General features: G+C 71.3%; 16 protein-coding genes. 11 read left to right on the forward strand and 5 right to left on the reverse strand.

Annotated elements, in window-relative coordinates; all coding sequences use genetic code 11:
- Positions 1 to 74: 74 nt before the first annotated feature.
- The 10 genes from J9315_RS01630 to J9315_RS01675 all read left to right on the forward strand — a co-directional run bounded on the left by J9315_RS01630 (position 75) and on the right by J9315_RS01675 (position 13,929).
- Positions 75 to 2,708 carry a LuxR family transcriptional regulator gene (locus tag J9315_RS01630; RefSeq protein ID WP_211978680.1) on the forward strand — a complete coding sequence of 878 codons (2,634 nt, stop codon included), beginning with the start codon at positions 75 to 77 and terminating at the stop codon, positions 2,706 to 2,708.
- A gap of 241 nt (positions 2,709 to 2,949) precedes the next feature.
- Positions 2,950 to 4,992 (forward strand): nucleoside-diphosphate sugar epimerase/dehydratase, encoded by a 2,043-nt coding sequence (locus J9315_RS01635; RefSeq protein ID WP_211978681.1) that lies wholly within the window; start codon positions 2,950 to 2,952, stop codon positions 4,990 to 4,992.
- The gene (locus J9315_RS01640; protein WP_211978682.1) at positions 4,989 to 6,188 is read left to right on the forward strand and encodes a GNAT family N-acetyltransferase; all 1,200 of its coding nucleotides are present in this window, start codon (positions 4,989 to 4,991) and stop codon (positions 6,186 to 6,188) included. The genes J9315_RS01635 and J9315_RS01640 overlap by 4 nt, the downstream gene beginning before the upstream one ends.
- Position 6,189: 1 nt before the next feature.
- Positions 6,190 to 7,227 carry a sugar transferase gene (locus J9315_RS01645; RefSeq protein WP_198499846.1) on the forward strand — a complete coding sequence of 346 codons (1,038 nt, stop codon included), beginning with the start codon at positions 6,190 to 6,192 and terminating at the stop codon, positions 7,225 to 7,227.
- The gene (locus J9315_RS01650; protein ID WP_211978683.1) at positions 7,224 to 8,408 is read left to right on the forward strand and encodes an aminotransferase class I/II-fold pyridoxal phosphate-dependent enzyme; all 1,185 of its coding nucleotides are present in this window, start codon (positions 7,224 to 7,226) and stop codon (positions 8,406 to 8,408) included. The genes J9315_RS01645 and J9315_RS01650 overlap by 4 nt, the downstream gene beginning before the upstream one ends.
- A 136-nt stretch (positions 8,409 to 8,544) precedes the next feature.
- Positions 8,545 to 10,140 carry a polysaccharide biosynthesis tyrosine autokinase gene (locus J9315_RS01655; RefSeq protein WP_211978684.1) on the forward strand — a complete coding sequence of 532 codons (1,596 nt, stop codon included), beginning with the start codon at positions 8,545 to 8,547 and terminating at the stop codon, positions 10,138 to 10,140.
- Complete coding sequence (locus J9315_RS01660; RefSeq protein WP_211978685.1) at positions 10,137 to 11,219, forward strand: glycosyltransferase; 1,083 nt, start codon at positions 10,137 to 10,139, stop codon at positions 11,217 to 11,219. The genes J9315_RS01655 and J9315_RS01660 overlap by 4 nt, the downstream gene beginning before the upstream one ends.
- Positions 11,216 to 12,232, forward strand: coding sequence for a glycosyltransferase family A protein (locus tag J9315_RS01665; protein WP_211978686.1), 1,017 nt, complete (start codon positions 11,216 to 11,218; stop codon positions 12,230 to 12,232). Before J9315_RS01660 ends, J9315_RS01665 begins: the two co-directional genes overlap by 4 nt.
- Positions 12,229 to 12,831 carry a low molecular weight phosphatase family protein gene (locus J9315_RS01670; RefSeq protein WP_211978687.1) on the forward strand — a complete coding sequence of 201 codons (603 nt, stop codon included), beginning with the start codon at positions 12,229 to 12,231 and terminating at the stop codon, positions 12,829 to 12,831. The genes J9315_RS01665 and J9315_RS01670 overlap by 4 nt, the downstream gene beginning before the upstream one ends.
- A 3-nt stretch (positions 12,832 to 12,834) precedes the next feature.
- Positions 12,835 to 13,929, forward strand: coding sequence for an EpsG family protein (locus J9315_RS01675; RefSeq protein WP_211978688.1), 1,095 nt, complete (start codon positions 12,835 to 12,837; stop codon positions 13,927 to 13,929).
- A gap of 3 nt (positions 13,930 to 13,932) precedes the next feature.
- Here J9315_RS01675 and J9315_RS01680 read toward each other — a convergent pair whose 3' ends face one another.
- Together J9315_RS01680 and J9315_RS01685 are read right to left on the reverse strand one after the other, a co-directional pair.
- Positions 13,933 to 15,219, reverse strand: a complete 1,287-nt coding sequence (locus tag J9315_RS01680; RefSeq protein WP_211978689.1) for a hypothetical protein — start codon at positions 15,217 to 15,219, stop codon at positions 13,933 to 13,935.
- Positions 15,220 to 15,264: 45 nt separating this feature from the next.
- On the reverse strand, positions 15,265 to 16,503 hold the full coding sequence (locus tag J9315_RS01685; protein ID WP_211978690.1) for a peptidoglycan bridge formation glycyltransferase FemA/FemB family protein: 1,239 nt from the start codon (positions 16,501 to 16,503) through the stop codon (positions 15,265 to 15,267).
- A 206-nt stretch (positions 16,504 to 16,709) separates the two neighbouring features.
- On the opposite strand from J9315_RS01685, the gene J9315_RS01690 reads away from it, so the two are divergent.
- The gene (locus J9315_RS01690; protein WP_211978691.1) at positions 16,710 to 19,022 is read left to right on the forward strand and encodes a helix-turn-helix transcriptional regulator; all 2,313 of its coding nucleotides are present in this window, start codon (positions 16,710 to 16,712) and stop codon (positions 19,020 to 19,022) included.
- 101 nt (positions 19,023 to 19,123) lie between these two features.
- Here J9315_RS01690 and J9315_RS01695 read toward each other — a convergent pair whose 3' ends face one another.
- The 3 genes from J9315_RS01695 to J9315_RS01705 are packed head-to-tail and all read right to left on the reverse strand — an operon-like array spanning position 19,124 to position 22,622.
- Complete coding sequence (locus tag J9315_RS01695) at positions 19,124 to 20,875, reverse strand: ABC transporter permease (protein WP_232623738.1); 1,752 nt, start codon at positions 20,873 to 20,875, stop codon at positions 19,124 to 19,126.
- Positions 20,875 to 21,825 (reverse strand): ABC transporter ATP-binding protein, encoded by a 951-nt coding sequence (locus J9315_RS01700; RefSeq protein ID WP_198499836.1) that lies wholly within the window; start codon positions 21,823 to 21,825, stop codon positions 20,875 to 20,877. The genes J9315_RS01695 and J9315_RS01700 overlap by 1 nt, the downstream gene beginning before the upstream one ends.
- Entirely contained in the window at positions 21,822 to 22,622 is an 801-nt protein-coding gene (locus J9315_RS01705; protein ID WP_198499835.1) for a TetR/AcrR family transcriptional regulator, read from the reverse strand. The genes J9315_RS01700 and J9315_RS01705 overlap by 4 nt, the downstream gene beginning before the upstream one ends.
- Between the last annotated feature and the right edge of the window lie 54 nt (positions 22,623 to 22,676).

Raw genomic sequence — 22,676 nt, forward strand, 5'->3', positions numbered from 1 at the left:
GTCGAGTAATGACCGAAGAACATCCCGTAATGACCACCTAGTGACCGATCTCGCAGGTCACGAGGATGGACCTCATGCACATCCCCACAATCCCCACCCCAGACCCCGACCATCTCCAGACCCTGCTCGATCGCCATACGGCCGCGGCCGTCGTCGGTCGCGTCGGCCTCGGCAAGACCGGACTCCTCAGAGCCCTCGAAGCGCGCTGGGAGGGCCCGGTCTTCCGCGTGCACTACAACCGCGCCGAGGCCGGCACCGACTATTCCGGCATCGACGTCCTGCTCGCCTCCCTCGGCGCCCCGAGCATCGAGGACGCGGCCGCCGTCCCCGATGCGGTGCTGAGCGCACTGCGGGCGGCCGAGCTGCCCGACGACGGCCTCATCGTCATCCTCGGCGCCGACAAGATGGACCGCCCCTCCCAGGACGTCCTCGGACAGTGGCTGCGACGATCGCAGTCCGGGCGGACCCGGATGGTCATCTCCGTCAACGCCCTGCCCACCGACAGTCCGCTGGCGCCTCTGCCCACCGTCGAGCTGCGCGAGCTCGACCACGGCGAACTCGTCGCGCTCGCCCAGGAGGAATGCGGCGGCGGACTCTCCGAGGCGGCGGCCCACGTCGCCGCAGCGGCGTCGTCCGGGCTGCCCCTGGCGCTGCGCCACATCCTCGATGCGATGAATCGCCGTGAACGCCTCGGCGAACTCCCGCTGACGATCCCGCCGCGCCCGGGCGCGCAGGCCGACGCGCTCGTGCGCGACATCGTCGGGACCCCCGACGCTGACACGCAGAGCCTGCTCAGGCTGCTGGCGCTGGCTCCGTCGACGCCCTGCGGCCCGCTCGCGGCACGGGTCGACGGCTTCTGGGAGATCGTCGACGACCTCGAGATGCGCGACCTCGTCGAGCGACGCGACGCGCACCTGCGACTGACCAACGGCCTGGTGCGGGCGTGGACCCACCAGACGATGAGCGCGACCGAGCGGATCGCCGGCCACGTCCGGCTCGCCGAGGACTGCGCGGGCGTCGATCCGCGGCTGGCTCACTGGCACGCGTCCTTCTCGCGGCCGACGGAGGACTCGGCGCCGACCCTCATCGCCGACGCGCGTCTCCTCATCCGCGAGGGGATGACCGCCGACGGCATCGAATTCGTCGAACGCGCGATCCGCGTGAGCACCGATGACGAAGCCCTCGCCGCCGACCTCCTCGCCGTCGCCCGCGATCTCTACGACCGCGGCGAGTTCGTCTTCGCCTCCCGCTACGGGCACCTCGCGGCGCGGTCCCGGCAGCCCTCGCTCGCCGTGCGGGCGCGGACCCTCGACGTCGAGATCACGTTCACCCGCCGCCAGACGCTTCCGCCCCACCTCGTCAACAGCTGGTCGAAGCAGGAGCTCCGCGATGCCCCGGCCGACGTCGCCCGGCTCCAGCTCCTCCTCAGCATCGGCCGCTGCGATCGCGGCGAGTACGCCGAGGCCGAGGAGCTGCTCACCGCCGCCCGCGACGCCGGCGACCACCTCGGCGACGCCGAAGACCAGCTGCTCGACGCCGCGACGATCAGGCTCGAGGCCGCCCGCGGTCGCGACGAGACGGCGCTGCGGTGCTTCACCGCGCTGCGGACCGGTGAGATCGAGGAGTGCGAGCCCCATTTCGTCCTCGCGGTCGCCACGGGCCTCATGCTCACCGAGCACTACGAGTCCGCGCAGGCCGCGCTCGCCCTGCTGCGCGGGGAGGTCGACGGGGCGACGATCTGGCGCACGCGGGCGCTGGGGCTGCAGGCGGAGATCGCCCTGCGGGCCGGAAGCCTCCGGGCGGCCAGCGAGCTCATCGACGACATCGGCCACGCGCCCGCCGGCGCGGGCCAGGTCAGGCCCGACCGGATCCTGCAGCTGCGCTGCTGGCAGCTGCTCATGCGCGGTGAGGCCTGCGCCGCCGAACCCGTTGAGGCAGAGCTCGCGGCACTCGCGACGACGACGGACAACCGACGCCTCCTCGCCGAACTCAACGCCCTCCAGGGCAGCTGCCTGCTGCGTCTGGGCTACCCGGCCGAGGCCGTCCGCCATCTGCGGCGCTGCGACGAGCTCTCCGCCCATGAGCTCAACCCGAACGTGCGGCGCCACGAAGCCGACCTCATCGAGGCGCTCATCGAGATCGGACGGCGCGAACACGCCGGGATGCTCGTCGCGCAGCTGCGCCGCCGCGTCGACCGCTGCCCCTCGCGCTGGGCCGCACATGCGCTGCGTCGCTGCGAGGCGCTGCTCGCCACCGGAGAGAAGAGCCTCGAGCTCTTCACGCTCGCCCTGGGGGCGTTCCGGTCCGAGGACTCGCTCTACGAGAAGGCGCTCACGCAGCTCGCCTTCAGCCGGCGGCTGAGCGGGATCGGCGCCCAGGCTCGCGCCCGGGAGCAGCTGAGCGTCGCCTCGGCGACCTTCCTCGAACTCGGGGCCGACGGCCTGGCCCGGCATCACACGGCACCGCCCGCGCCGGTCGAGACCGCCGCGCCCGAGCTGCCGCAGCTGCGCGAGCTCAGCGACGAGGAGCTCAAGGTCGTCGAACTCGTGCGGGCGGGGCTGAAGAACAAGGAGATCGCCCGGCGGGTCTTCGTGTCCCTGCGCACCGTCGAGCTGCGCCTCACCGCCGCCTACCGGAAGCTCGGCGTCGGGTCCCGCACCGAGCTGATCTCCCGCCTGGCCGGCAACCCGAGCCTCGCGGTCGTCTGAGCCTCGTCTGCCGGTGCGCCCGGTGTGGCGGCAGTCCGCACACTGATCGCGGATGACCGCAGATCACCGGCGCACACGGGTCTGACACCCCCGCTTCGGAAATAGCTTGGGAAGCAATCGCGAATCGCCCGGCCCTGCCGTTCCCCCTCAGCGGTCAGGTCACTGCCGTCCCCTCGGCGGCCCGGGCGTCTGCAGAACCGAGAACGGCGCTGCCGGTCTCACTGAAGCATTGGAGATCGCAATGACAGCATCGGCACAACCGGAGGCCGAACCAGGAACCGCAGGCAGCCGGTCGTCACGACTGGCGCTGGCGGTCTGGGAGCGCCGGGCGCGCCTCCAGATCGTGCTCGACGCCGCCGCGTGGGTCCTCGCCGCGGGCCTCACCTGGTTCGTCCTCGGATTCGGCTGGATCGACGGGTGGACGATCGGACTCGTGCTTGCCGTCGCCCTCGCCCTCCAGCTGCTCGGGGGCCTCAGCCTCGGCCTCTACCGCAGCCGCTACCACTACGGCAGCTTCTCCGAGTACGGAGGTCTCGTCCTCCTCAGCCTCGCCGTCACCGTGGTCCTGCTGCTCGTCACCGCGGGTGACTCCCCGTTCGTCCTGCTCCTCGTCTTCTCCGCCCTCATCCTCATGTCGGGCAGCCGGTACGTCATCCGCTACATCCACCAGATGACGACGCGGCCCACACAGGGTGAGCGGGTCCTCGTCGTCGGTGCCGGAGACGCCGCCGATTCCCTCATCCGCCAGATGCTCTCGGATCCGGCGGGCGCCTACCTGCCCGTCGGACTCATCGACGACGATCCGCGCAAGCGGCACCTGAGCATCCAGGGCGTGCGCGTGCGCGGCACGAGCGAGGACATCGCCGAGGTGGTCGAAGCGCTCAACGTCGCCGGTGTCATCGTCGCGATCGCCGACTCCGACGCGCAGTTCCTGCAGGCCTGCCGCAGCAGCCTGCAGATGACCGGGCGCTGGCTGCGGACGATCCCGCCGCTGGCCGAACTCGTCGACCGCCGGGTCGAGATCGCCGACATCCGCGACCTCAGGGTCGAAGACCTCATCGGCCGCAGTCCCATCCACACCGATCTCACGGAGATCGCCGCGACCATCGCCGGCAGCCGCGTCCTCGTCACCGGGGCCGGCGGGTCGATCGGCAGCGAACTGTGCCGCCAGCTCTCAGCGCTCGGACCGGAGTCCCTCATCCTCCTCGACCGGGACGAGTCAGCCCTCCACGGCGTCGAGCTCACGCTCTTCGGCTCCGCCCTGCTGACCTCGCCGAACACGGTGCTCGCCGATATCCGCGACCCCGAGGCGCTCGAGCGGATCTTCGCGGCCACGCGACCGCAGATCGTCTTCCACGCCGCAGCGCTCAAGCACCTGCCGATGCTCCAACGGTTCCCCGAGGAGGCGTGGAAGACCAATGTCCACGGCACGCTCAACGTCCTCGAGGCCGCAGCCGCTGCCGGTGTCGACACGTTCGTCAACATCTCCACCGACAAGGCGGCGGCGCCGACGAGCGAACTGGGCCGCAGCAAGCGCATCGCCGAACAGCTCGTCAGCGGCTTCGCCTCGCGCTCGCCGGGCACCTATCTCTCGGTGAGGTTCGGCAACGTCCTCGGCTCCCGCGGTTCGGTGCTGCTGTCGTTCCAGGAGCAGATCCGGCGCGGCGGTCCGGTCACGGTCACCGATCCCGAGGTCCGGCGCTTCTTCATGACGATCCCCGAGGCCTGCCAGCTCGTGCTCGAAGCCGCGGCGATCGGGCAGGACGGCAACGTCATGGTCCTCGACATGGGAGAGCCCGTGCGCATCGACGACATCGCGCGCAGCCTCGTCGCGATGTCGGACCGGCAGATGGAGATCATCTACACGGGCCTGCGCGAGGGCGAGAAGCTCGACGAGGAGCTCTTCGGCGTCGATGAGGGCACCGTGATGCGCATCCACGAGAAGATCAGCCGGGTCGAGGCGCCGGAGCTCGATCCGCGGGTGCTGCCGAGCCGGTCGGCCTCCCGCGAGGTCATCGACCTCTTCTGCACGCAGATCTGCACCCCGGAGGCACCCGCCCGGAAGCGGGCGGTCCCGTCTCCGTCGTCCGAGGCCAGGGCCGTGACCGAGGCGGCCGCCGAGGTCGTGCGCGCCGAGGCTGCGCGACCTGACACCGTCGACGCCGACACCACCCCGGCCGAGCCGGCGGCGGCGCGCCAGCAGCGCGTCGCCGAGGCGGCAGCCGCCTCCGGACTGACCATCGCCCGTCTGCGCAAGCACGTGAAATCAGAGGTGTCAGCATGAGTGAACAGTGGCAGGTCTGGGACGCCGAGGTGCCCGCCGACCGCGACGCGTGGATCGCCCTGTGGGCGGCGTCGGACGAACGCCAGCCCTTCGCCCACCCGGATGTGTGCTCCCTCCTGCGTCCGGCCGAGGGTCGACTCATGGCGGTCGCCCTGTCCCACGGCGGCGGACACGTCCTCTACCCCTTCTTCCTCCGCGAGATCAGCGGCAGCGACGGCTGGCGGGACATCGTCTCCCCCTACGGCTACGGCGGACCGATGCACTGGGGGCTCACCGACGTCGAGGCGACTGCGGAGGTGTTCTGGCACCGCTTCGATGCGTGGGCGCTGGAGCACTCCGTGGTCAGCGAGTTCTCCCGCCTGTCCCTCTTCGGGGAGACGCTGCTGCCGTACCGGGGCGCGACCCGCAAGCGTCAGAACAACTACGTGCGGGACCTCAGCGTCTCCGTCGAGGAGCTCGGCTGGGAGGTCGCACCGAAGGTGCGCAGCAACGTCCGCCGCGCCCGGCGCGAGGGCGTGACCATCGTCATCGACACCGACGGGGAGTTCGTCGACGACTTCGTCCGGATCTACACCGAGACGATGCAGCGCCGCGACAGCGCGGACTGGTACCGCTTCGAACGCCCGTTCTTCGAAGGCCTCCACGCGGCGCTCGCCGGCCAGTTCGCCTATGTCTACGCCGAGCTCGACGGGCGGCTGGTCTCCGCCGACCTCCTCCTCTTCGGCACCGACACCAGCTACTACTTCCTCGGCGGCACCGAGGCGGCCGCGTTCCGCGCGCGCCCCAACGACCTCGTGAAGATGGAGTCGATGACCTGGCTCAAGGCACGGGGGTGCCGCAGCTATGTGCTCGGCGGCGGCGTCACCGCCGCACCCGATGACAGCCTCGACCGGTACAAGCGGGGGTTCGCCCCGCACGGCCGAGTCGACTACCTCACCGGGGAGCGCATCATCTCCGCCCCGGCCTACGACGCACTCCTCGCCGCGCACCGGCAGCGGCTGGCCGCGCGCGGTCTCGACTTCGACGAGAGCAGCGACTTCTTCCCGGCCTACCGCCGCGGCGCCGAACTCCTGACACCGGAGGCCGCCGAGACAGCGCCGTCAGCCGGCGGGTCGCCGTCGACCGGCGGGTCGGCACCGGCCGCACTGTCAGAGGAGTCGACACCTGCCCGGCAGGCAGAGCCGGCGAGGTCCTGAGATGCCCTACTCCCGCATCAAACGTGCGTTCGACTGCCTCGGGGCAGGACTCGGACTGCTCGTGTGCGCCCCGCTCCTGCTGCTCACCGCCGGCCTCGTCCTCGCCTTCCACGGTGCTCCGGTGATCTTCGCGCAGGAGCGGGTGACCCAGGGCGGGCGGATCTTCCGGCTGCGGAAGTTCCGGAGCATGCGACCGCTCGACCCCGCGCGCGGCTGGACGAGCGATGCCACGCGGCTCACCGCCTTCGGCCGCCTCCTGCGGGCGACGAGCATCGACGAGCTGCCGAGCCTGTGGAACGTCCTCGTCGGCGACATGAGCCTCATCGGCCCGCGTCCCCTGACGACCGACTACCTCGCGCTCTACACCCCCGAGCAGTCCCGTCGTCACGCAGTGCGCGGCGGCCTGAGCGGACTGGCCCAGGTCAGCGGCCGCAACGCGCTGTCGTGGGACGAGCGCTTCGACCTCGACCTCGAGTACGTGAAGACCATGAGCCTGCGCACCGATCTGCGCATCCTCGCCCGGACCGTGGGCACGGTCGTCCGGCGCACCGGGGTCAGCCACCCGGGTGCGGCGACGACGTTCAGCTACGGCGGCAGTCTGCGCTCCGACCTCATCGAGTTCGAGCAGATCGCCCGCACCCGCGACCTCACGCAGTGGATGGCGAGGACCCGTGCGGGTCAGCGGGTGGGGCTGTGCGAGATGGTCAGCCTCGGCGAATCGGCCCGGCTGATCCGGTTCCTGCCGCACCCGGTCGATGCCGCCTTCGCCCCCGACGAGCACGAGGTGCTCACCCGCGAGGTCCTGCGGCTGCTGCTCAACCGGGCGCGCGGCACCGATGCGGACTTCGCCTTCTGCCCCGTCGCCACGGCCGGCGCGGCGGCGGATCTCTACCTCTCGTACGGCTTCCGCCCGGTCACCGAGGCGCCGCCGCTGACCGCCCTGCCCCAGCCGGCCGCGGTCGCCGCCGGAGGGGAGCTCCTCTGCTGCGCACTGTGGCCCGAGACTGCACCGAACCCCGACCTGAGGATGGCGTCATGACGATCTCAAACGCCCAGCCGACCACCTCGGCGACACCGACCGAGCTCGAGCCGATCCCGGTGTCGACTCCCGACGTCGGAGCGCTCGAGGAGGAGTACCTCATCCGCGCGTTCCGCTCCGGATGGATCGCCCCGACGGGCCCCGACCTCACCGCGTTCGAAGCCGAACTCGCCGCGCGGGTCGGCGTCCGGCACGCCGTCGGTCTCGCCTCGGGAACCGCCGCCCTCCACCTCGGTCTCCTCGGTCTCGGCGTCGGCGCCGGTGACACCGTGGTGACGTCGACGATGACCTTCGCGGCGACCGCGAACGCGATCATCTACTGCGGGGCCGAACCCGTCTTCGTCGACTGCACTGCCGACGGCAACATGGATCCCGGGCTCCTCCACGAGGCGCTGCGTGCGGGAGCGCGGGCCGGACGCCTGCCGGCTGCCGTCGTCCCCGTCGACCTGCTCGGGAGGCCCGCCGACTACGATCGGATCCTGCCGATCGCCGCCGAGTTCGGGGTGCCGGTGCTCGTCGACGCCGCGGAATCCCTGGGCTCGCACTGCGGCGGCCGGGCCACCGCGAGCATGGGACACGCGGCAGCGGTGTCCTTCAACGGCAACAAGATCATGACGACCTCGGGCGGTGGGGTGCTGCTCACCGACGACTCCGACCTCGCCGCTCGCGCGGCCTACCTCTCGACACAGGCCCGGCGACCGGTGGCCCACTACGAGCACACGGACATCGGCTTCAACTACCGTCTGAGCAATCTGCTCGCGGCGCTCGGCCGGGCTCAGCTTCTCCGCCTCGACTCGATGATCGCGGCCCGCCGGGCGAACCGGGCCCGCTACTGCGAGCTCTTCGGGGACTGGGCCGGTGTCGAGCTCTTCGGTCGCGAGAACCCCCACGCGGACAATGCGTGGCTGAGCGCGGTGCTCGTCGACCCCGAGACGGCGGGCTTCACCGCCGGTGAGCTCGGCGAGTGGCTGGCCGCGCACAGCATCGAGACGCGCCCGCTGTGGAAGCCGATGCACCTCCAGCCCGTCCACCGCGGGCGCACGATGCACGGCGGGCGGATGTCCGAGTCGCTCTTCGCGACCGGGCTGACGCTGCCGAGCGGGTCAGCCCTGAGCAGCGCACAGCTCGACCGGGTGCTCACCGCCATCGCGGCGTTCCGATGCGGAGGGCCGCACCGGTGATGCGGGCGCCCGTACCCCGGAGCACGGGGCATATCAGACCACTCAGGCACCCCCATAGCCTGGGACCAGGACGAACACCTCGTCGACGAGCGGCGGCGCCGATCGCCCGCACTCGCCCACCGGAGCGGAACGAGCCATGAAACTCAAAGAATATCTGCGCCTCATCCGGCGCAACGTCGCCCTCCTCGTCATCGCCACCGTGCTCGGCGGCGCCGCAGGATTCGGGATCTGGGCGCTGCTGCCGACGACGTACTCCTCGCGCACGGAGCTCTTCGCCTCGGTGTCGACCTCGGGCGATCCCTACCAGCTGCAGATGGCCTCGAGCTTCATGCAGGAGCGGATCCAGACCTACGTCGACATGGCGAGCAGCCGGCCCGTGCTCGAACCCGTCATCGACCGCCTCAACCTCGACGAGACGCCGGAGGAGCTGGCCGGACAGGTCAACTCGTACAGCGACCCGCGCACGGTGCTCATCACCGTCGAAGCCACGGCGGCCACCCCCGACGAGGCCGCGCAGCTCTCCGACGCCATCGCCGGCAGCCTCGTCACGGTCATCGGCGAGATGGAGAACTCGGGCAGCGCCGACACCGGGCAGATCGAACTCAAGGTCGCCAACCCCGCCGTCCCGGCGACGGTCCCGGACGGTCTGCCGCTGTGGATGTGCATCGGCCTCGGACTGCCCGTCGGTCTGGCGATCGGACTCGGCATCGCCCTGCTGCGCTCGAACCTCGACAGCCGGCTGCGGACGAAGGAGGACGTCGAGGCGATCACCTCGGCGACGGTGCTCGCCTCGATCCCTACGGACCCGAAGATCACCGACCAGCCGCTGCTCACCCAGATGGGGCTCGACAACGTCCGCGGCGAGGCCTACCGCCGGCTCCGGACGAACCTCGGCTTCGCCCAGGTCGACGACACGAACTCCGCCGTCCTCATCACCTCGGCGGGAGCGCAGGAGGGCAAGTCGACGACGAGCATCAATCTCGCGATCGCGCTCGCCCAGGCCGGCAGCCGGGTCGCCCTCGTCGACGTCGATCTCCGGCAGCCGACGGTCGCGGAGAAGCTCGGCCTCGAGAACTCCGTGGGACTGACGACCGCCCTCGTCGGGTCCGCCGACCTCTCCGAGCTCATGCAGCCCTGGGGGCAGGACGAGCTCTACGTCCTCACCGCCGGGATGATGCCGCCGAATCCCACCGAACTGCTCGACTCGCGAGCGATGGGAACACTCATCAAGCGCCTGACCGGGGAGTTCGACATCGTCATCCTCGACGGTCCGCCGCTGCTGCCGGTCGCCGACAGCCTCGTGCTGTCGAAGCAGGTCGGCCGGGTCCTCCTCGTCGCCAGCGTCGGGCAGGTGCGCACGAACGACCTCCAGGAGGCGGTGCGCAGCCTCGACGTCCTCGATGTTCCCGTCGACGTCGTCCTCAACCGGGTGCCGCGCACCTCGGCGGAGACCAACGGCTACTACCAGTGCTACTCGAGCCGGGCGCAGAAGCAGACCGCGGGGCCGGGACCCGAGATCCCCTCCGACGTGCCCCCGTCCGATGTGCCGCGGACCTGGCCGGGCAGCACCGAGGACGCCTGGTCCGGTCGCGGCAGCGAGCAGACCGCCGAGGCGGCGAGCCCGACCTGGACGACGAGCGACGACGCCACCGCAGGACGTCACCTGCGCCCGCGGAGGCTGGCCCGCACCGGAGGGCAGACGCGGCGGGAGAGCATGGGACGACTGCCATGAGGATCGGCCTGCTCGCCAGCGTCGGGCACATGATCGATTCGTTCTTCCCCGAGATCATCGCGTCGTGGACGGCTGCGGGGCACGCGGTGTCGACCGCGGCCGGGACCCCGACCGCCGACGGTCACGGCGTCGTCATCGCCGGCCTCGGTCGACGCCCGGGACCGGGCATGGTCGCGGCCCGGGCCGGGCTGCGGTCCTGGGTCCGGGACGCCGGGATCGATGTCGTCGTCACGAACTCCGCGACGGCGTCGGGGCTCGTGCGCTCTGCCTCGCTCGACGTTCCCGTCGTCTACTTCTGCCACGGACTGCACTGGAACACCGGCACCCGGCCGGCCGACCGGATGTGGCAGACCGTGGAGCGCTCGCTGCTGCGACGCACGAGCGGGATCATCACCATCAACTCCGACGACCATGCGTGGTTCGCGCCCCACGTGGAGGCCGACCGGCTGCTCCGTCTCGAGACCGGGGTCGGACTCGACCTCGAGCGCTACGCTGCGGCACCGGCGCTCCCGGTGGCCGGGAACCGGCTCGAACTCGTCTGGATCGGCGAGTTCAGCCCCCGCAAACGGCCCGATCTCGCCGTCGACGTCGTCGCCGGTCTCCGGGCGGAGGGAGTCGACGTCCGCCTGCGGATGCTCGGCGACGGGCCGCTGCGAGCCCGGATCACCGACCGGGTGCGCCGCCTCGACCTCGCCGATGCCGTCACCGCCCATGGGTTCGGCACGGTCGTCGATGCCCTGAGCGGCAGTCACGGTCTCCTCCACACGGCGGCGTGGGAGGGACTGCCGCGGGTGATGCTCGAAGCCGTCGCCGTGGGGCGGCGCTCGTACGCCTTCGACGTCAAAGGCGTGCGCGACATCCCCGAGGCCCGGCTCGTGGCCGATCGCGACAGTGCGGCCCTCGTCACCGCGCTCGCCGAGGACTGGTCGACAGGGAGGATGACGGCACCCCTGGCCTACGACCGCTCCCGCCTCGACTCGACGGAGACCGCAGAGTCGGTGAGGGTCTTCCTCGAGACGCTCGTCGACAGCGCGTCCCGACCTGCGTCGAGCACTGCGGTCGGTCGGGGAGAGCGATGAGCGGCACCGAGGTCCTCGTCTCCGTCATCGTCCCCGTCTGCAACGGCGAGGCGCACCTGCAGGCGACGCTCGACTCGGTGCTCGCCCAGCGCCACCGAGCCCTCGAACTCATCGTCGTCGACGACGGCTCGACCGATGCCACGCCCGCGCTCCTCGCTGACCTCGCCGCGGCGGACACCAGGGTCCGCGTCCTCCGCCAGCCGAATCGCGGTGTCTCCGCCGCCCGGAACCGCGGCCTCGATGCCGCGCACGGCGAGTGGATCCTCTTCCTCGACGCCGATGACCTGCTCATCGACCCGCTGCTCCTCACGGCGCTCGTCCGGGCCGGCGGGGACGACGCGGACATCGTCGGCTTCGCCTCCACCGACGACCCGGGTGCCATCGGCAACTCCGGAGGCGATGGCGACCGGCGGCTGCAGGCGGCGCTCGCCGAGGCGGTCGACGTCGTCCTCGACCACCGGGAGATCGCGACGATGATCGCCGCCGAGACCGCGAACGCGGTGTGGGACAAGGCCTACCGGCGCACCCTGATCGACGCGGGGGGCACCCGCTTCCTCGAGGGCATCCGGATGGGTGAGGACCTTCTCTTCAACCTCGACTGCATCTCCCGCGCCGAGGTGGTGCGCACGGTGCCGATCCGCGGTCACTTCTATCGGCGGGGCGGGACCGCCTCGGCGACCGGACGCTACCTCCCCGACAAGTTCGCGGATCTCACGATCGTCGGGACGCGGCTCGCGGACTGGGCGCAGAGCACAGGATCGCCCGAAGTCGTCGCGGCCGTCGACTTCATCAGGGCGAAGAACGTCTTCTCCTGCGTGCGCGACCTCCACCGCCCCGACTGCGACGTGCCCAGGGAGCAGCGGCTGGCACGGGCGAGGGAGTACCGGATCGAGGTGCCCTCGGTGCGGATGGACGGTCTCGGACCGGGGCGGCGGATGCTCGGCTCCGCTTACAACCTCCTCGGGTACCGCTCGCTCTTCCGCCTCACCGGTCTCGTCGGAGGCCGCCGATGAACGGGGGATGGGACGTCGACCTGGGACCGTTCGCCATCCTCGTCGTGTGCACCGGCAACGTCTGCCGGTCCCCGCTCGCCGAACGGGTGCTCCAGGACGGGCTCGATGAGCTGGCGCCCATGCAGTTCGCGGTCTCCAGCGCCGGGACGCAGGGACTCCCCGACGACACGGTGACCCCGGAGATCGCCCAGATCGCCGGACGCTACGGGCTCACCTTCGACGGGTTCGCCTCGCGGCGGCTCGAACCCGGCCACATCCGCACCGCCGACCTCGTCCTCACGATGGAGCGGGCGCAGCGCGCAGCCGTCGTGCAGATGCTCCCGGCGGCCCTCAAGCGCACGTTCACGCTGCGCGAGTTCGCCCGCATCCTGCCCCTCGTGCCGCCCGAGGACGGCTCGTCGCCGACGGAGCGGTGGCAGTCGCTCGCGGCGCTGGCCCAGCGGTACCGCCACGCGGCTCCCGGCGACGGGGGCAACGATGACGTCGTCGACCCGATCGGCGGCACCGACGAGGTCCACCAGACGATGCTCGATGAGATGATGCCGGCGATCCGGACGCTTCTCAAATGGGAGCAGCAGTTCGACCGAATCGAGGCGTGAGCGATGTTCCTCGTCTCGTGGTTCGTGCTCGCCACCCTGTGGATCGTCGGCTTCTGCGTCGTCGGGGAGGCCTCGAAGTTCCGGCACTGGAGCAACGCTCTGTTCCCGATCCTCTCGCTCGTGACGATCACGGTGCTGGCCGCCTCGGCGGCGAACTACGACGTCGTCGACAAGAACCGGTACGCCCTCGAGTTCGAGTCGATGAGCTTCGCGTCTCCGGACGAGATCTTCGCTGACACCGTCGCCGACGGCAGGGAGCCGGCGTACCTGCTGTTCAACTGGATCGTCGGTCTCTTCACCCATGATGCCCGCGTCTACTTCGTCGTCGCGGCGGCCTTCTGCGGGATCATGCTCGCCGCGACCCTGTGGCTCGTCCTCGGCTCCGGGTGGCAGACGGCCGTCGTACTCTACGTGACCTTCTGCTTCGGCTTCTTCATGGACTATTCGAGCTTCCTGCTCCGGCAGGGGCTGTCGATCTCGTTCCTCTTCCTCGCCCTGGCCCTCGTGCTGCGCGGCGCCAGGGCCGTGTGGATCATCCTCCTCGTCGGGGTCGGTCTCCTCTTCCACTGGTCGGCCATTCCCGCGGCGCTCATCATCGTCCTCATCCGACTCATCCGCATGCGCACCGACATCCTCCTCGGCGCGTGGGTGATCCTCTCCGCCGCCTACTTCACGGGGATGAACGAGCGCCTGGCCGGGCCGCTCGGCGCGAGCGTCGAGCAGGTCGACGTCTACTCCGATCCCTCACTGGCCGCGGAATACACCGGCGGCACGAACCGTCCGAGCTTCTGGCTCTTCAGCGCGGGCCCGCTGGCCGTGTCCTATGTCGCCTTCAAGAAGCTCACGGTGCTGCCCGAGTGGTATCCGAAGCTGCTCAACGCCTTCATCCTCCTCAACGGGTACTTCCTGCTCATGGGATTCGTCTTCTTCAGCGACCGCCTCGCCGCGTACTCGTGGTCGCTCGTGCCCGCCGTCGTGTCGATCCCCTTCCTCGCCTACCGCGGGACGGCCGCCCCCGTCGTCCGACTCGGCCTGCTCGTCGCGTTCACCCTGTGGGCGGTGTACTTCGGGTCGTTCGACGTCCTCGTCGACCGGTGACCCTCAGCGGCTGCCGCCCTGGCTCGGCACCGGGTCCGCGACCGGGTCGAGGCGGCGGGCAGGGCGCGCGGGCCGCCACGCGAGGACCAGCTCACCGGCATAGCGGCCGACCGAACCGCACAGCAGCGCGAGGCACCCGGCTTCCACCGCCGGCATTCCGGCGGCTCCGGCGATCCCGCCGCTGAGCAGTGCGACGGCGACCGAGAACGCACCGACGAAGGTCGTCGCCCAGTACCGGTTGAGCACGAGCAGCGTCGCCGACAGCAGGTACGTGGGCACGGTGATGACCGCGGCGAGGGCGAGCATGCCGATCGCCGGTGCCGACAGGGCGAACGCCTCACCGTAGACGGCAACGAGCAGCGGACTGCCGAGGACGAGGGCGACGATGATGAGAGGACTGAGCGCTGCCATGATGATCCCGCCCCGCACCAGGGACGTCCGTACCAGGGGCGGTGCCGCGGGGTCCTCGTGGAGACGGCGGTAGACGGGCAGCATCACGGTCTCGACGGACGCTCCGACGAGGTTCGCGAAGACGACGAGATACGCCGCCGAGGCGTACCGTCCGACGTCGTCGGCGGCCCCGAAGAGCGCGACGACGCCGAGCGGGGCGTAGGACGTCAGCGAGTAGATCCCCTGCATGAGCGACAGCGGCAGTCCCGCGGTGAGGAGGGTGCGCACCTCGGTGCCGGTGGATGCGGCGTCCGCCGGCGGGCCGGAGTCCGCGGCGCGTTCGGGGGCCGGGGCGCGCTGCCCGAGGACGGCGGTGACGACGGCGACGAGCAGCGCGGTTCCGGCAACACCCCACAGGGCACTGACCACGGACCCCGTGACAGCCATGACGAGTGTGACGGTGACGGCGGTGACGACGGCGCTGCCGATGAGGATGAGCCCGAAGGCCCGGAGTCGTTCGGCCCTCTGCAGGCGGGCGAAGAAGAGGTCGGCGATCGTGTCGCACAGTTTGATGACGAGCACGGCGGCCGCCATCGGCCAGGAGAGTTCGGAGACGACGAGTCCGAGCACGAGGAGGCCGATCCCGGCGGCCAGGGCGGCGCTGCAGATCCGCACACCGAGGTAGACGCCCCAGCGCACCCGTGCCTGCAGGGTGAGATAGAGGTTGCGCAGGCCCAGCTGGGAGAGGATGAACACCGGCGTGAGGGCGGCGATGAGGGTCGAATACTGGCCGACCGCGGCGGGTCCGTCCTGGCGGGCGAAGAGCCACACGAGGTACCACTGCGCGGCGGCCGTCGCGATGTTGCCGACAGTCACGAACAGCAGCGAGGCTTTCGGCATATCGGGTGTCCTGTCGGTGGAAGGCGGAGGCGGTGCATACCCCGCTTATCGGGATGCTACTGGCGATGCCCGCCTCTCGGTCTCGCTCCGGAGCGGCTTTGCGGGACTCCGCAGTGCGCGTGCGGTCGTCAGTGCGCGTGCGGTCGTCGGCCGGAGCGCCCGCAGGCGGGCGCGCAGCGGCAGCACCGTCGTGAAGGCGCGGTAGACGGCGGACCGCAGCGGCAGGTCCCATGCGCCGATGTACTCGTGGGCATCGGCGCCCATCTCCGCCTTGAAGCGGATGAGACCGGACGCATGGTCCCCGGCGTCGAGGGTGTCCTCGACTCCGCCGAGGTCGAGAAGCTGCGCGCCGTCAGCCACGGCCCGGCGGATGATCGCCCAGTACACCGCGTTCGACCCTCGGGCCTCCGGGCGCACCGCACTCGTCGCGGCGAGGACCCCCTGGACCCGGCCGCCGATCCGCGCGGTGGCGTTCGCCGCGACCGCGTCCCCGTCGTGACGGGCGATATGGAGGGCGAACTCCCCGGGGAAGGCCTCGCCCATCGTCTCCCAGATCGCCTCGAAATACTCGCGCGGCTGCGGGTCGAAGCCGTTGCGCTCGGCCGTCTCGACGAAGAGACGATGGACCTCGCCGAGGTCGTCGCGACCTCCCGGACGGACGTCCACCTCGGCGCGCGCGGCCTTGCGGATGTTCTTCCGCCACGTCTTCGACATCTTCTTCAGCGCCGTCTCCTCGGTGCCGTCGTCGAAGCGCAGGTGGAAGTTCAGCCGCGGCTGACTCGCCTCGGTGTCGGGGTCGCCGACGATCGGCCGCCACCCGCGCCGGGCCAGCAGCTCGGTCACCTCCAGGGCCGACGCGTCGACGGCATCGGGCGGGAGGTCGGAGAAGCGGCGGACCGCGGCATCGGCGAGGCCCGCGCGCACGGTCGCCGAATCCCACCGCCGCACGGTGAGCGGGGGAGTGATGCGCACACCGAAGACGCGGCGGGCGCGCAGGTGCGTCGTCAGCGCGGAGAGCTGCTCGTCGACCTCCGGGGAGGCCCAGTCGATGAGCGGGCCCTGGGGGATGTAGGCGAACCGCAGGCGGCTGCCGGGCATCCGCCGGTACCTGATGACCGCCGCCGCGACCGGCTTGTGACCGCCGGCGAACCAGCCCACGGGCTCGTGCTCCCAGTCGGTGCTGCGGGCGCGACTCCATTCGGGGGTCTGCTGATAGCTGGCGTCCCCCGTGCGCTCGAGGAATCTCCAGTAGTCATCTGTCGCGATCGTGCGAACCGTGTGCATGATCCTCAAGCGTAGGGAGGCCCGCTGCCCGACTCCATGGCTCCCGCGGACTCTTTCGCCGACCCGCACAACCCTGACGGCTTCCCGCAGGCCGGCCCCGCGACGGCGGCCTCAGGCGGGCGCGTCCCCCAGACTGGTTCCACAGCAGCGGTTCCGCCCACGGGTGAGCTCCCCGCTGGCGACGCAGATCGAGGAGAGGCTGCGAGATGTTCATCGATCAACTCAGCGCGGTGGTTCCCCGCCGAGGTGGAGGTCTGGAGAAGATGGTCCCCGGTACCGACCCCGCCGAGGCCGGCGGCCCGGCCGGCGGGCCCGCGCCGACGGGCCGGGCGGCCGAGATCGCCGGCTTCGCCCGCGAACTCGGTCTCGATCCTGACGAGTTCGCGGCCGAGCTGTTCGCCGCGAGCGCCGGGTGCCTCGCGCTCGGGCGGATCGCGGCCGCTGCCGCCGCCCGCGTCGACCACTCCGTCGATCCCACCTCCCGCAGCTTCGCCGACTACGTCGCTGCTCAGGCGCCGCCGCTCGACCTCGGCCTCTCCGCCGAGGACCTCTGGGTCGCGACGGTGCTGTCCCACCTCGGCGCATTCACCGAACGGACTGCCCTCTTCGCGCTCGCCTCCGTGCCCCCGCCGGCCGACTTGGGATCCGGTCCCCCTGACCCCGAGGGCGTGCTCATGCGCCTGCGCATGTCGGGTGTCGTCGCCGATGCCGGAGCCGACGGCGGCCGGCGACTCCTGCGGGTGCCCGTCCTCCTCGCCGCGAGCCTGCGCCGCAGCGCGGCCGCCGCAGATGCCGGGAGCGAGGCGTCCGGCCTCCTCACCTATCTCGTCCCCGCTCTCGTCGACCATCTCGAGACCGCCGAGGCGATCGATGCGCAGGTGCTCGCCGACGTCCTCGACCTCGCCCGCCGCGCCCGGCACTGGGACGTGCTCGTCCGGCTCGCCGATTCCGTCGGACTGCCGATGTTCCTCCTCGCCCCGCAGGCCGCCTGCGCCGCCTACGGCGGACTCCCGCCCGAGGCGATGACGGTCGAACCCGACCTCGCCCTCATGGCCCGCATCGCCGAGGACATCATCGACCTCCTCGGCGGAGACTTCGACCGGCAGCGACTGCAGGAGGCGCTCATCGGGGAGACGCGGACCGGCCGACTCCGCGAGCTCTGCTTCCTCGCCGTGCCCGATACCGCCCCGCCGCCGCAGCCTGCGGCGATCGCCACCGAGGTGGGGCCGGGGTCCGTGCTGCGGGACATGTCGGCCCTCGTCGCCGCCGGACGCCACAGCGAGGCCGCCGACCTCGGCCTGTCGGCGCGCATCCGGCCCGGTGCCAGACGCGCCCAGCTGACCATCCGTCTCGTGGCCGCGATCTGCGCCTTCCACGACGGGGACGTCGCCCGCGCCCGGGCGATCCTCCACGACGTCGAGGTCCAGGCCGCCCCGCGCCACGTCGACGGCGACTACCTCGTGCCCGCCGCCGTCGCGTGGTCGGCGCTGGCCTCAGCGGTCGCCGGGGACCACGAGCGCACCGACGCGCTGCTGGCGCGACTGGCCCGGACGGCGCCGCGGCCGACCCTCGTCGACGACGTCGTGCGCTCGCCGTGGCGCATCGCCACGGCCCTGCGCGCCCTCGACCGCCTCGACCTCGACCTCGCCGCGGACTGCCTCGCCGACGTCGACCGGGCACCGGACGGGATGGGCCTGCGGATCTGGATCCCCGTCATCGGTCGGCGCCTGGCCGTGCTCGCCGCCCGCACCCCAGCCGACCTCATCATCGCCAACGACGACGTCGCCCACGACGACCTCGACGACCGCGCCGCCACGCTGCCCCGGCTCAGCCGCGACCTCGTGTCCGGCAGTCGCAGCGCCGTCTTCACCGCGCTCGGTCAGCTGCGGTGGGCCGAGGTCGAACTCGAGCAGATGTCGCCGGACTCCGCCGCCCGCGTCGTCGGCAGCGTGCGCGTCGAACTCGTCGCCGGGCGCAGCGAATCCGCGATCGCCCAGGTCGAGGCGTGGTTCTACCACCCGATGCTCACCCCCACCGGGCGAGCCGAGCTCGCCGCGATCCGCGCGGCGGCGCAGGCTCGGCTGGGCCGCGACGCCGAGGCGCGCGACGAGTTCCGCACGGCCCTCGGGCTCACCGCGCTCGTCAGCTCCCTGCTGCCGTTGGCCTGGCTGCCCCGGACCGACCGCGCCCGACTCCTCGACCTCAGCGCCGGCGACCCGGCGTGGGAGCCGGTGTTCCGAGCGTTCGCCGACACCGGGCGCGCCCAGCTCCTCACGCGGCTGCGCGAGGTCGGTGCCGTGTCGGTGTCCGAGGTGTCGATGCCGCAGCTGAGCAAGGCCGAAGCCCACCTGCTCGATCTCCTCGCCACCGACCGCTCGATCGCCCAGATCTCCGCGGAGCTCCACCAGGTGCCGGGGACGGTGAAGAACCGGCTCTCGGCCCTCTACCGCAAGTTCGGCGTCTCCGGCCGCGCCGAGGCGATCACCCGGGCTGGGGCGCTCGGCTTCCTCCCGCCGTGACCGCCGCGCGCGCCGCGGTCGCGCACCAAGGTCGCGCGGAGACAGCCCGCCGAGGCGGGACGTCGTCAGGCTGTGACGACGTCCCGCCTCGGCGAGGGGAATCATGCGGTGATGAGGTTGCGGCGGCGGAAGCCCAGCGCACCGATGAGGGTGAGGACGACACCTCCCGCGGTCAGCCACGCGATCGCCGCCGGTTCGAGGTCGACCGACGGGTACTGCCCGATGTGGACGAACACGGACAGGTCGAGGATCGCCTCGTCGAGCTGGAGCATCGTGCCGAAGAACGCGAGGACCGCGGAGGCGGCGAAGACGATCCACCCGATGCCCATGGCCCGCGGGACGATGCCGTAGGTCAGGAAGGCGATGCCGAGCAGCGCCCAGATCGCCGGGGTCTGCGCGAGGTGGCCGACGAAGGTGGGACCGAGCAGATCCCAGTCGCCGGTCGAGGCCGCGGCCCCGAAGCCCTCGCCGAAGCCGCCGAGCGCCATGAGCAGGAGCGCGCCGAGAAACGACACGCTCGCCCACGCGAGCATCCAGCCCGGCCGGCTGACCCCGGTGGCGAGCACGGGCTCGGTGCGGAACCCCTGCTCCTCGGCCCGCAGGCCGCCGGCGGAGATGAGCGCGAAGACGGCGACGATGATCGCGAAGTAGAGGCCCATGAACCCGAGGTAGCCGTCGACGATGCCGTCGGCTCCGCCCATGATTGCCAGGATCTCCGGCGGCATGCCGTCCGCGCCGTCGGCCATCGCCGAGGTGAACGAGCCGAAGACGACGCCCATGATGAGGACGCCGAGCGACCACCAGAGCAGGCTCGAGCGCTGGAGGCGCAGGGCGAGGGCGAACGGGGAGGACAGGGCCGCCGAGGCGGTCGGGCGACCGAGTCGATCGGGCAGGATGCCTGCGGCGAGGTCGCGCTGCGACTGGAGGACGAGGGCGACCGGGACGAGGACGAAGAGCAGGCCGACGCCGAGCAGCAGCGGCCACCAGCGGTCGAGCGTGAACGGCGCCGTCTGCTGCGCCCAGCCCAGCGGGGACAGCCACGACAGCCAGTCGAGGTCCCCGCCCTGGACGGCGGACATGTCGCCGAGCCCGCGGACGATGAAGAACACCGCGAGGATCGCCCCGGCGATGCCCGAGCAGGCGCGTGCGAACGCGGAGAGCTGCGCGGTCACCGCGGCGACCCCGGCGAACACCCAGCCGACCGCGCCGATGCTCGCCCCGAAGAGCAGGGCGGAGGAGAACGGGCGGGGTGCGGCCTCGGAGTAGAAGAATGCGAGCGTCGTGCCGAGGGCGACGAGGACGTTCATCCCCAGCGTGAGGACAAGCGCGGCGATGAGCTGCGTGTGGCGTCCGGTGACGTCGGCGCGGACGAGTTCGGCCCGGCCGGTCTGCTCCTCGCTGCGGGTGTGGCGGGAGATCGTGAGGATCGACATGAGCGCGGCCCCGAGCATGAGGAAGACGCCGTACATCCCGACGATGAAGCGGGGCACGGTGATGTCGTCGAAGCCGTAACCGGGTCCCGTGATGAGGCCCATGACGGGGTTCTTCGCGAAGACCGTCATCGCCTCGAGCGAGCTGCCGTCGAGGACGAGGGCGATCGCGTTCGAGAAGTACGCGGCCATCGCCGAGAGGCCGAGCACCCACAGCGGCAGGCGCCAGCGGTCACGGCGGAGCATGAAGCGCAACAGGGTGCCGAGCCCGGTGAGATTCGTGCCCCGCTCGGCCCGGTGGGCCGGGTGGTCCCGGTGTCCCTCTGCTGCCGCATGCCTGCCGTGGGTGCCGGGAGGCGCCGAGGTGAGCAGGCGGGTGTCGCCGTCGCGGGTCCGGGCCGTTGTCGCCGTGTGCGTGTTCATCACCGGTTCTCCGATCCGTAGTGGCGCAGCAGGAGCTGTTCGAGGGTGGGCGGCGTGGCCGTCAGCGACCGGATGTCGTGGTCGCCCAGGGCCCGCATGATCCCCGGCAGCTGCGCGGTGTCGGCGCTGAAGTGCAGCTGCGGTCCTTCGCGGACGAGGTCGTGGACCCCGGTCATCGTCGTGAGCTCGGGGATGTCCTTTTCGACCTGGACGGTCACCGTCGTCCGTGAGAGGTGGCGCAGGTCGGCGAGCGCCCCGGTCTCGACGATCCTGCCGGCGCGGATGATCGAGACCCGATCGGCGAGCGCTTCGACCTGCGCGAGGATGTGGCTCGAGAGCAGCACCGTGCGCCCCTGGTCCTTCGCCTCGCGGATGCACTCCTGGAAGACGGCTTCCATGAGCGGATCGAGCCCGGCCGTCGGCTCGTCGAGGAGGAGCAGCTCGACGTTCGAGGCGAGTGCGGAGATGAGCGCGACCTTCTGCCGGTTGCCCTTCGAGTACGTCCGTCCCTTCTTCCGCGGGTCTAGGTCGAAGCGCTCGATGAGCTCGTCGCGCTTGGCCGTGTCGACCCCGCCGCGCAGCCGGGAGAACAGGTCGATCGCCTCGCCTCCGGTCAGCCCCGGCCACAGTTCGACGTCGCCGGGAACGTAGGCGAGCCGCCGGTGCAGGGACACCGCATGCGACCACGGATTGTCGCCGAGGAGGCTGATCCGTCCCGCATCCGAGCGCAGGATCCCCAGGAGGATCCGGATCGTCGTCGACTTGCCCGCGCCGTTGGGTCCGAGGAAGCCGTGGACCTCCCCGCGGGCGACGGAGAGGGTGAGCCCGTCGAGGGCGCGGACGCGACCGTAGGTCTTGACGACGTCGGTCATCTCGATGGCCGCCGAGGCGGTCGAGGTCGTGGTCTCGTGTGCAGTGCTCGTGTCTACGGTGCTCGTGTCAGCGGTCATGATGCGTCATCTCCCTGGGTGCGTGATGAAGTGGTGCTGGTATGGGGTGGGGCCTCAGGTGGCGTGTCGTCGGTCGGTGGGGCGGTGCCGGTCGGTGGGGCGGTGCCCGGCGGGGTTTCCGGTGCCCCGTCGTGCGCCGCGTCGGTGCCTGCCTGTGCGGTGCCCGGTGGGGCGGGACTCTGCTCCGGCGCCGAGGCGAGCACCCCGTTCCAGTAGAGGTCGAGCAGGTGCGGGGCGAGCCGCGTCATCGTCGAGGCGACGTCCGCGGTGCCGAGGTTCGCCTCGAGGCGCCGGCTGAGCATCGCCGGGGCCAGAGCCATGACGGCGAGCATCGCGGCCTGCCCGCGGGTGTCCTCGCTCTGCCGGAATTCGTAGCCGGCGAAGCCCTCGACGATGTAGGACTCGACGAGGTCGACGTAGTGGTCGAAGTACCGCTGCCCGTGCTCACTCGGATCGAGCAGCGACTTGAGCAGGTAGTCGACGGCCGTCGACATCGCCGGATCGTCGAACATCATCTGCACGGCCATGACCGCGTACCCGGCGTTCTCGACCTTCTTCTCGGTGATGAGATCGAAGACGTGGTCGTCGCACGCGGTGCGCAGTCCCTCCTTCGACCCGAAATGGTGGATGACGAGGCCCGGGGAGACGCCGGCGGCGGCGGCGATGCCGCGCACGGTCGCCTTCGCGAAGCCGTGGGCGGCGAACTCGCCGACCGCGGCGTCGAGGATCCTCTCAGCCGTCTCGGGTGAGGAGTTGGGGGAGCGGGAGGGCTCGTCCCGCGGAGTGGTTGAACGCATGTTTAATATTAAACGCGTGTTCAATCGAGGCGTCAACAGGGTGACGGTGAATTT

The sequence above is a fragment of the Brevibacterium sp. W7.2 genome (genome assembly GCF_018137945.1).
GTDB lineage: Bacteria > Actinomycetota > Actinomycetes > Actinomycetales > Brevibacteriaceae > Brevibacterium > Brevibacterium sanguinis.

Bases quoted from the DNA above. Each gene is read 5' to 3' on its own strand.
- J9315_RS01650 (WP_211978683.1), top strand. From the start codon at position 7,224: ATGACGATCTCAAACGCCCAGCCGACCACCTCGGCGACACCGACCGAG.
- J9315_RS01665 (WP_211978686.1), top strand. From the start codon at position 11,216: ATGAGCGGCACCGAGGTCCTCGTCTCCGTCATCGTCCCCGTCTGCAAC.
- J9315_RS01630 (WP_211978680.1), top strand. From the start codon at position 75: ATGCACATCCCCACAATCCCCACCCCAGACCCCGACCATCTCCAGACC.
- J9315_RS01655 (WP_211978684.1), top strand. From the start codon at position 8,545: ATGAAACTCAAAGAATATCTGCGCCTCATCCGGCGCAACGTCGCCCTC.
- J9315_RS01695 (WP_232623738.1), bottom strand. From the start codon at position 20,875: ATGAACACGCACACGGCGACAACGGCCCGGACCCGCGACGGCGACACC.
- J9315_RS01670 (WP_211978687.1), top strand. From the start codon at position 12,229: ATGAACGGGGGATGGGACGTCGACCTGGGACCGTTCGCCATCCTCGTC.
- J9315_RS01640 (WP_211978682.1), top strand. From the start codon at position 4,989: ATGAGTGAACAGTGGCAGGTCTGGGACGCCGAGGTGCCCGCCGACCGC.
- J9315_RS01690 (WP_211978691.1), top strand. From the start codon at position 16,710: ATGTTCATCGATCAACTCAGCGCGGTGGTTCCCCGCCGAGGTGGAGGT.
- J9315_RS01680 (WP_211978689.1), bottom strand. From the start codon at position 15,219: ATGCCGAAAGCCTCGCTGCTGTTCGTGACTGTCGGCAACATCGCGACG.
- J9315_RS01700 (WP_198499836.1), bottom strand. From the start codon at position 21,825: ATGACCGCTGACACGAGCACCGTAGACACGAGCACTGCACACGAGACC.
- J9315_RS01705 (WP_198499835.1), bottom strand. From the start codon at position 22,622: ATGCGTTCAACCACTCCGCGGGACGAGCCCTCCCGCTCCCCCAACTCC.
- J9315_RS01660 (WP_211978685.1), top strand. From the start codon at position 10,137: ATGAGGATCGGCCTGCTCGCCAGCGTCGGGCACATGATCGATTCGTTC.
- J9315_RS01675 (WP_211978688.1), top strand. From the start codon at position 12,835: ATGTTCCTCGTCTCGTGGTTCGTGCTCGCCACCCTGTGGATCGTCGGC.
- J9315_RS01645 (WP_198499846.1), top strand. From the start codon at position 6,190: ATGCCCTACTCCCGCATCAAACGTGCGTTCGACTGCCTCGGGGCAGGA.
- J9315_RS01685 (WP_211978690.1), bottom strand. From the start codon at position 16,503: ATGCACACGGTTCGCACGATCGCGACAGATGACTACTGGAGATTCCTC.
- J9315_RS01635 (WP_211978681.1), top strand. From the start codon at position 2,950: ATGACAGCATCGGCACAACCGGAGGCCGAACCAGGAACCGCAGGCAGC.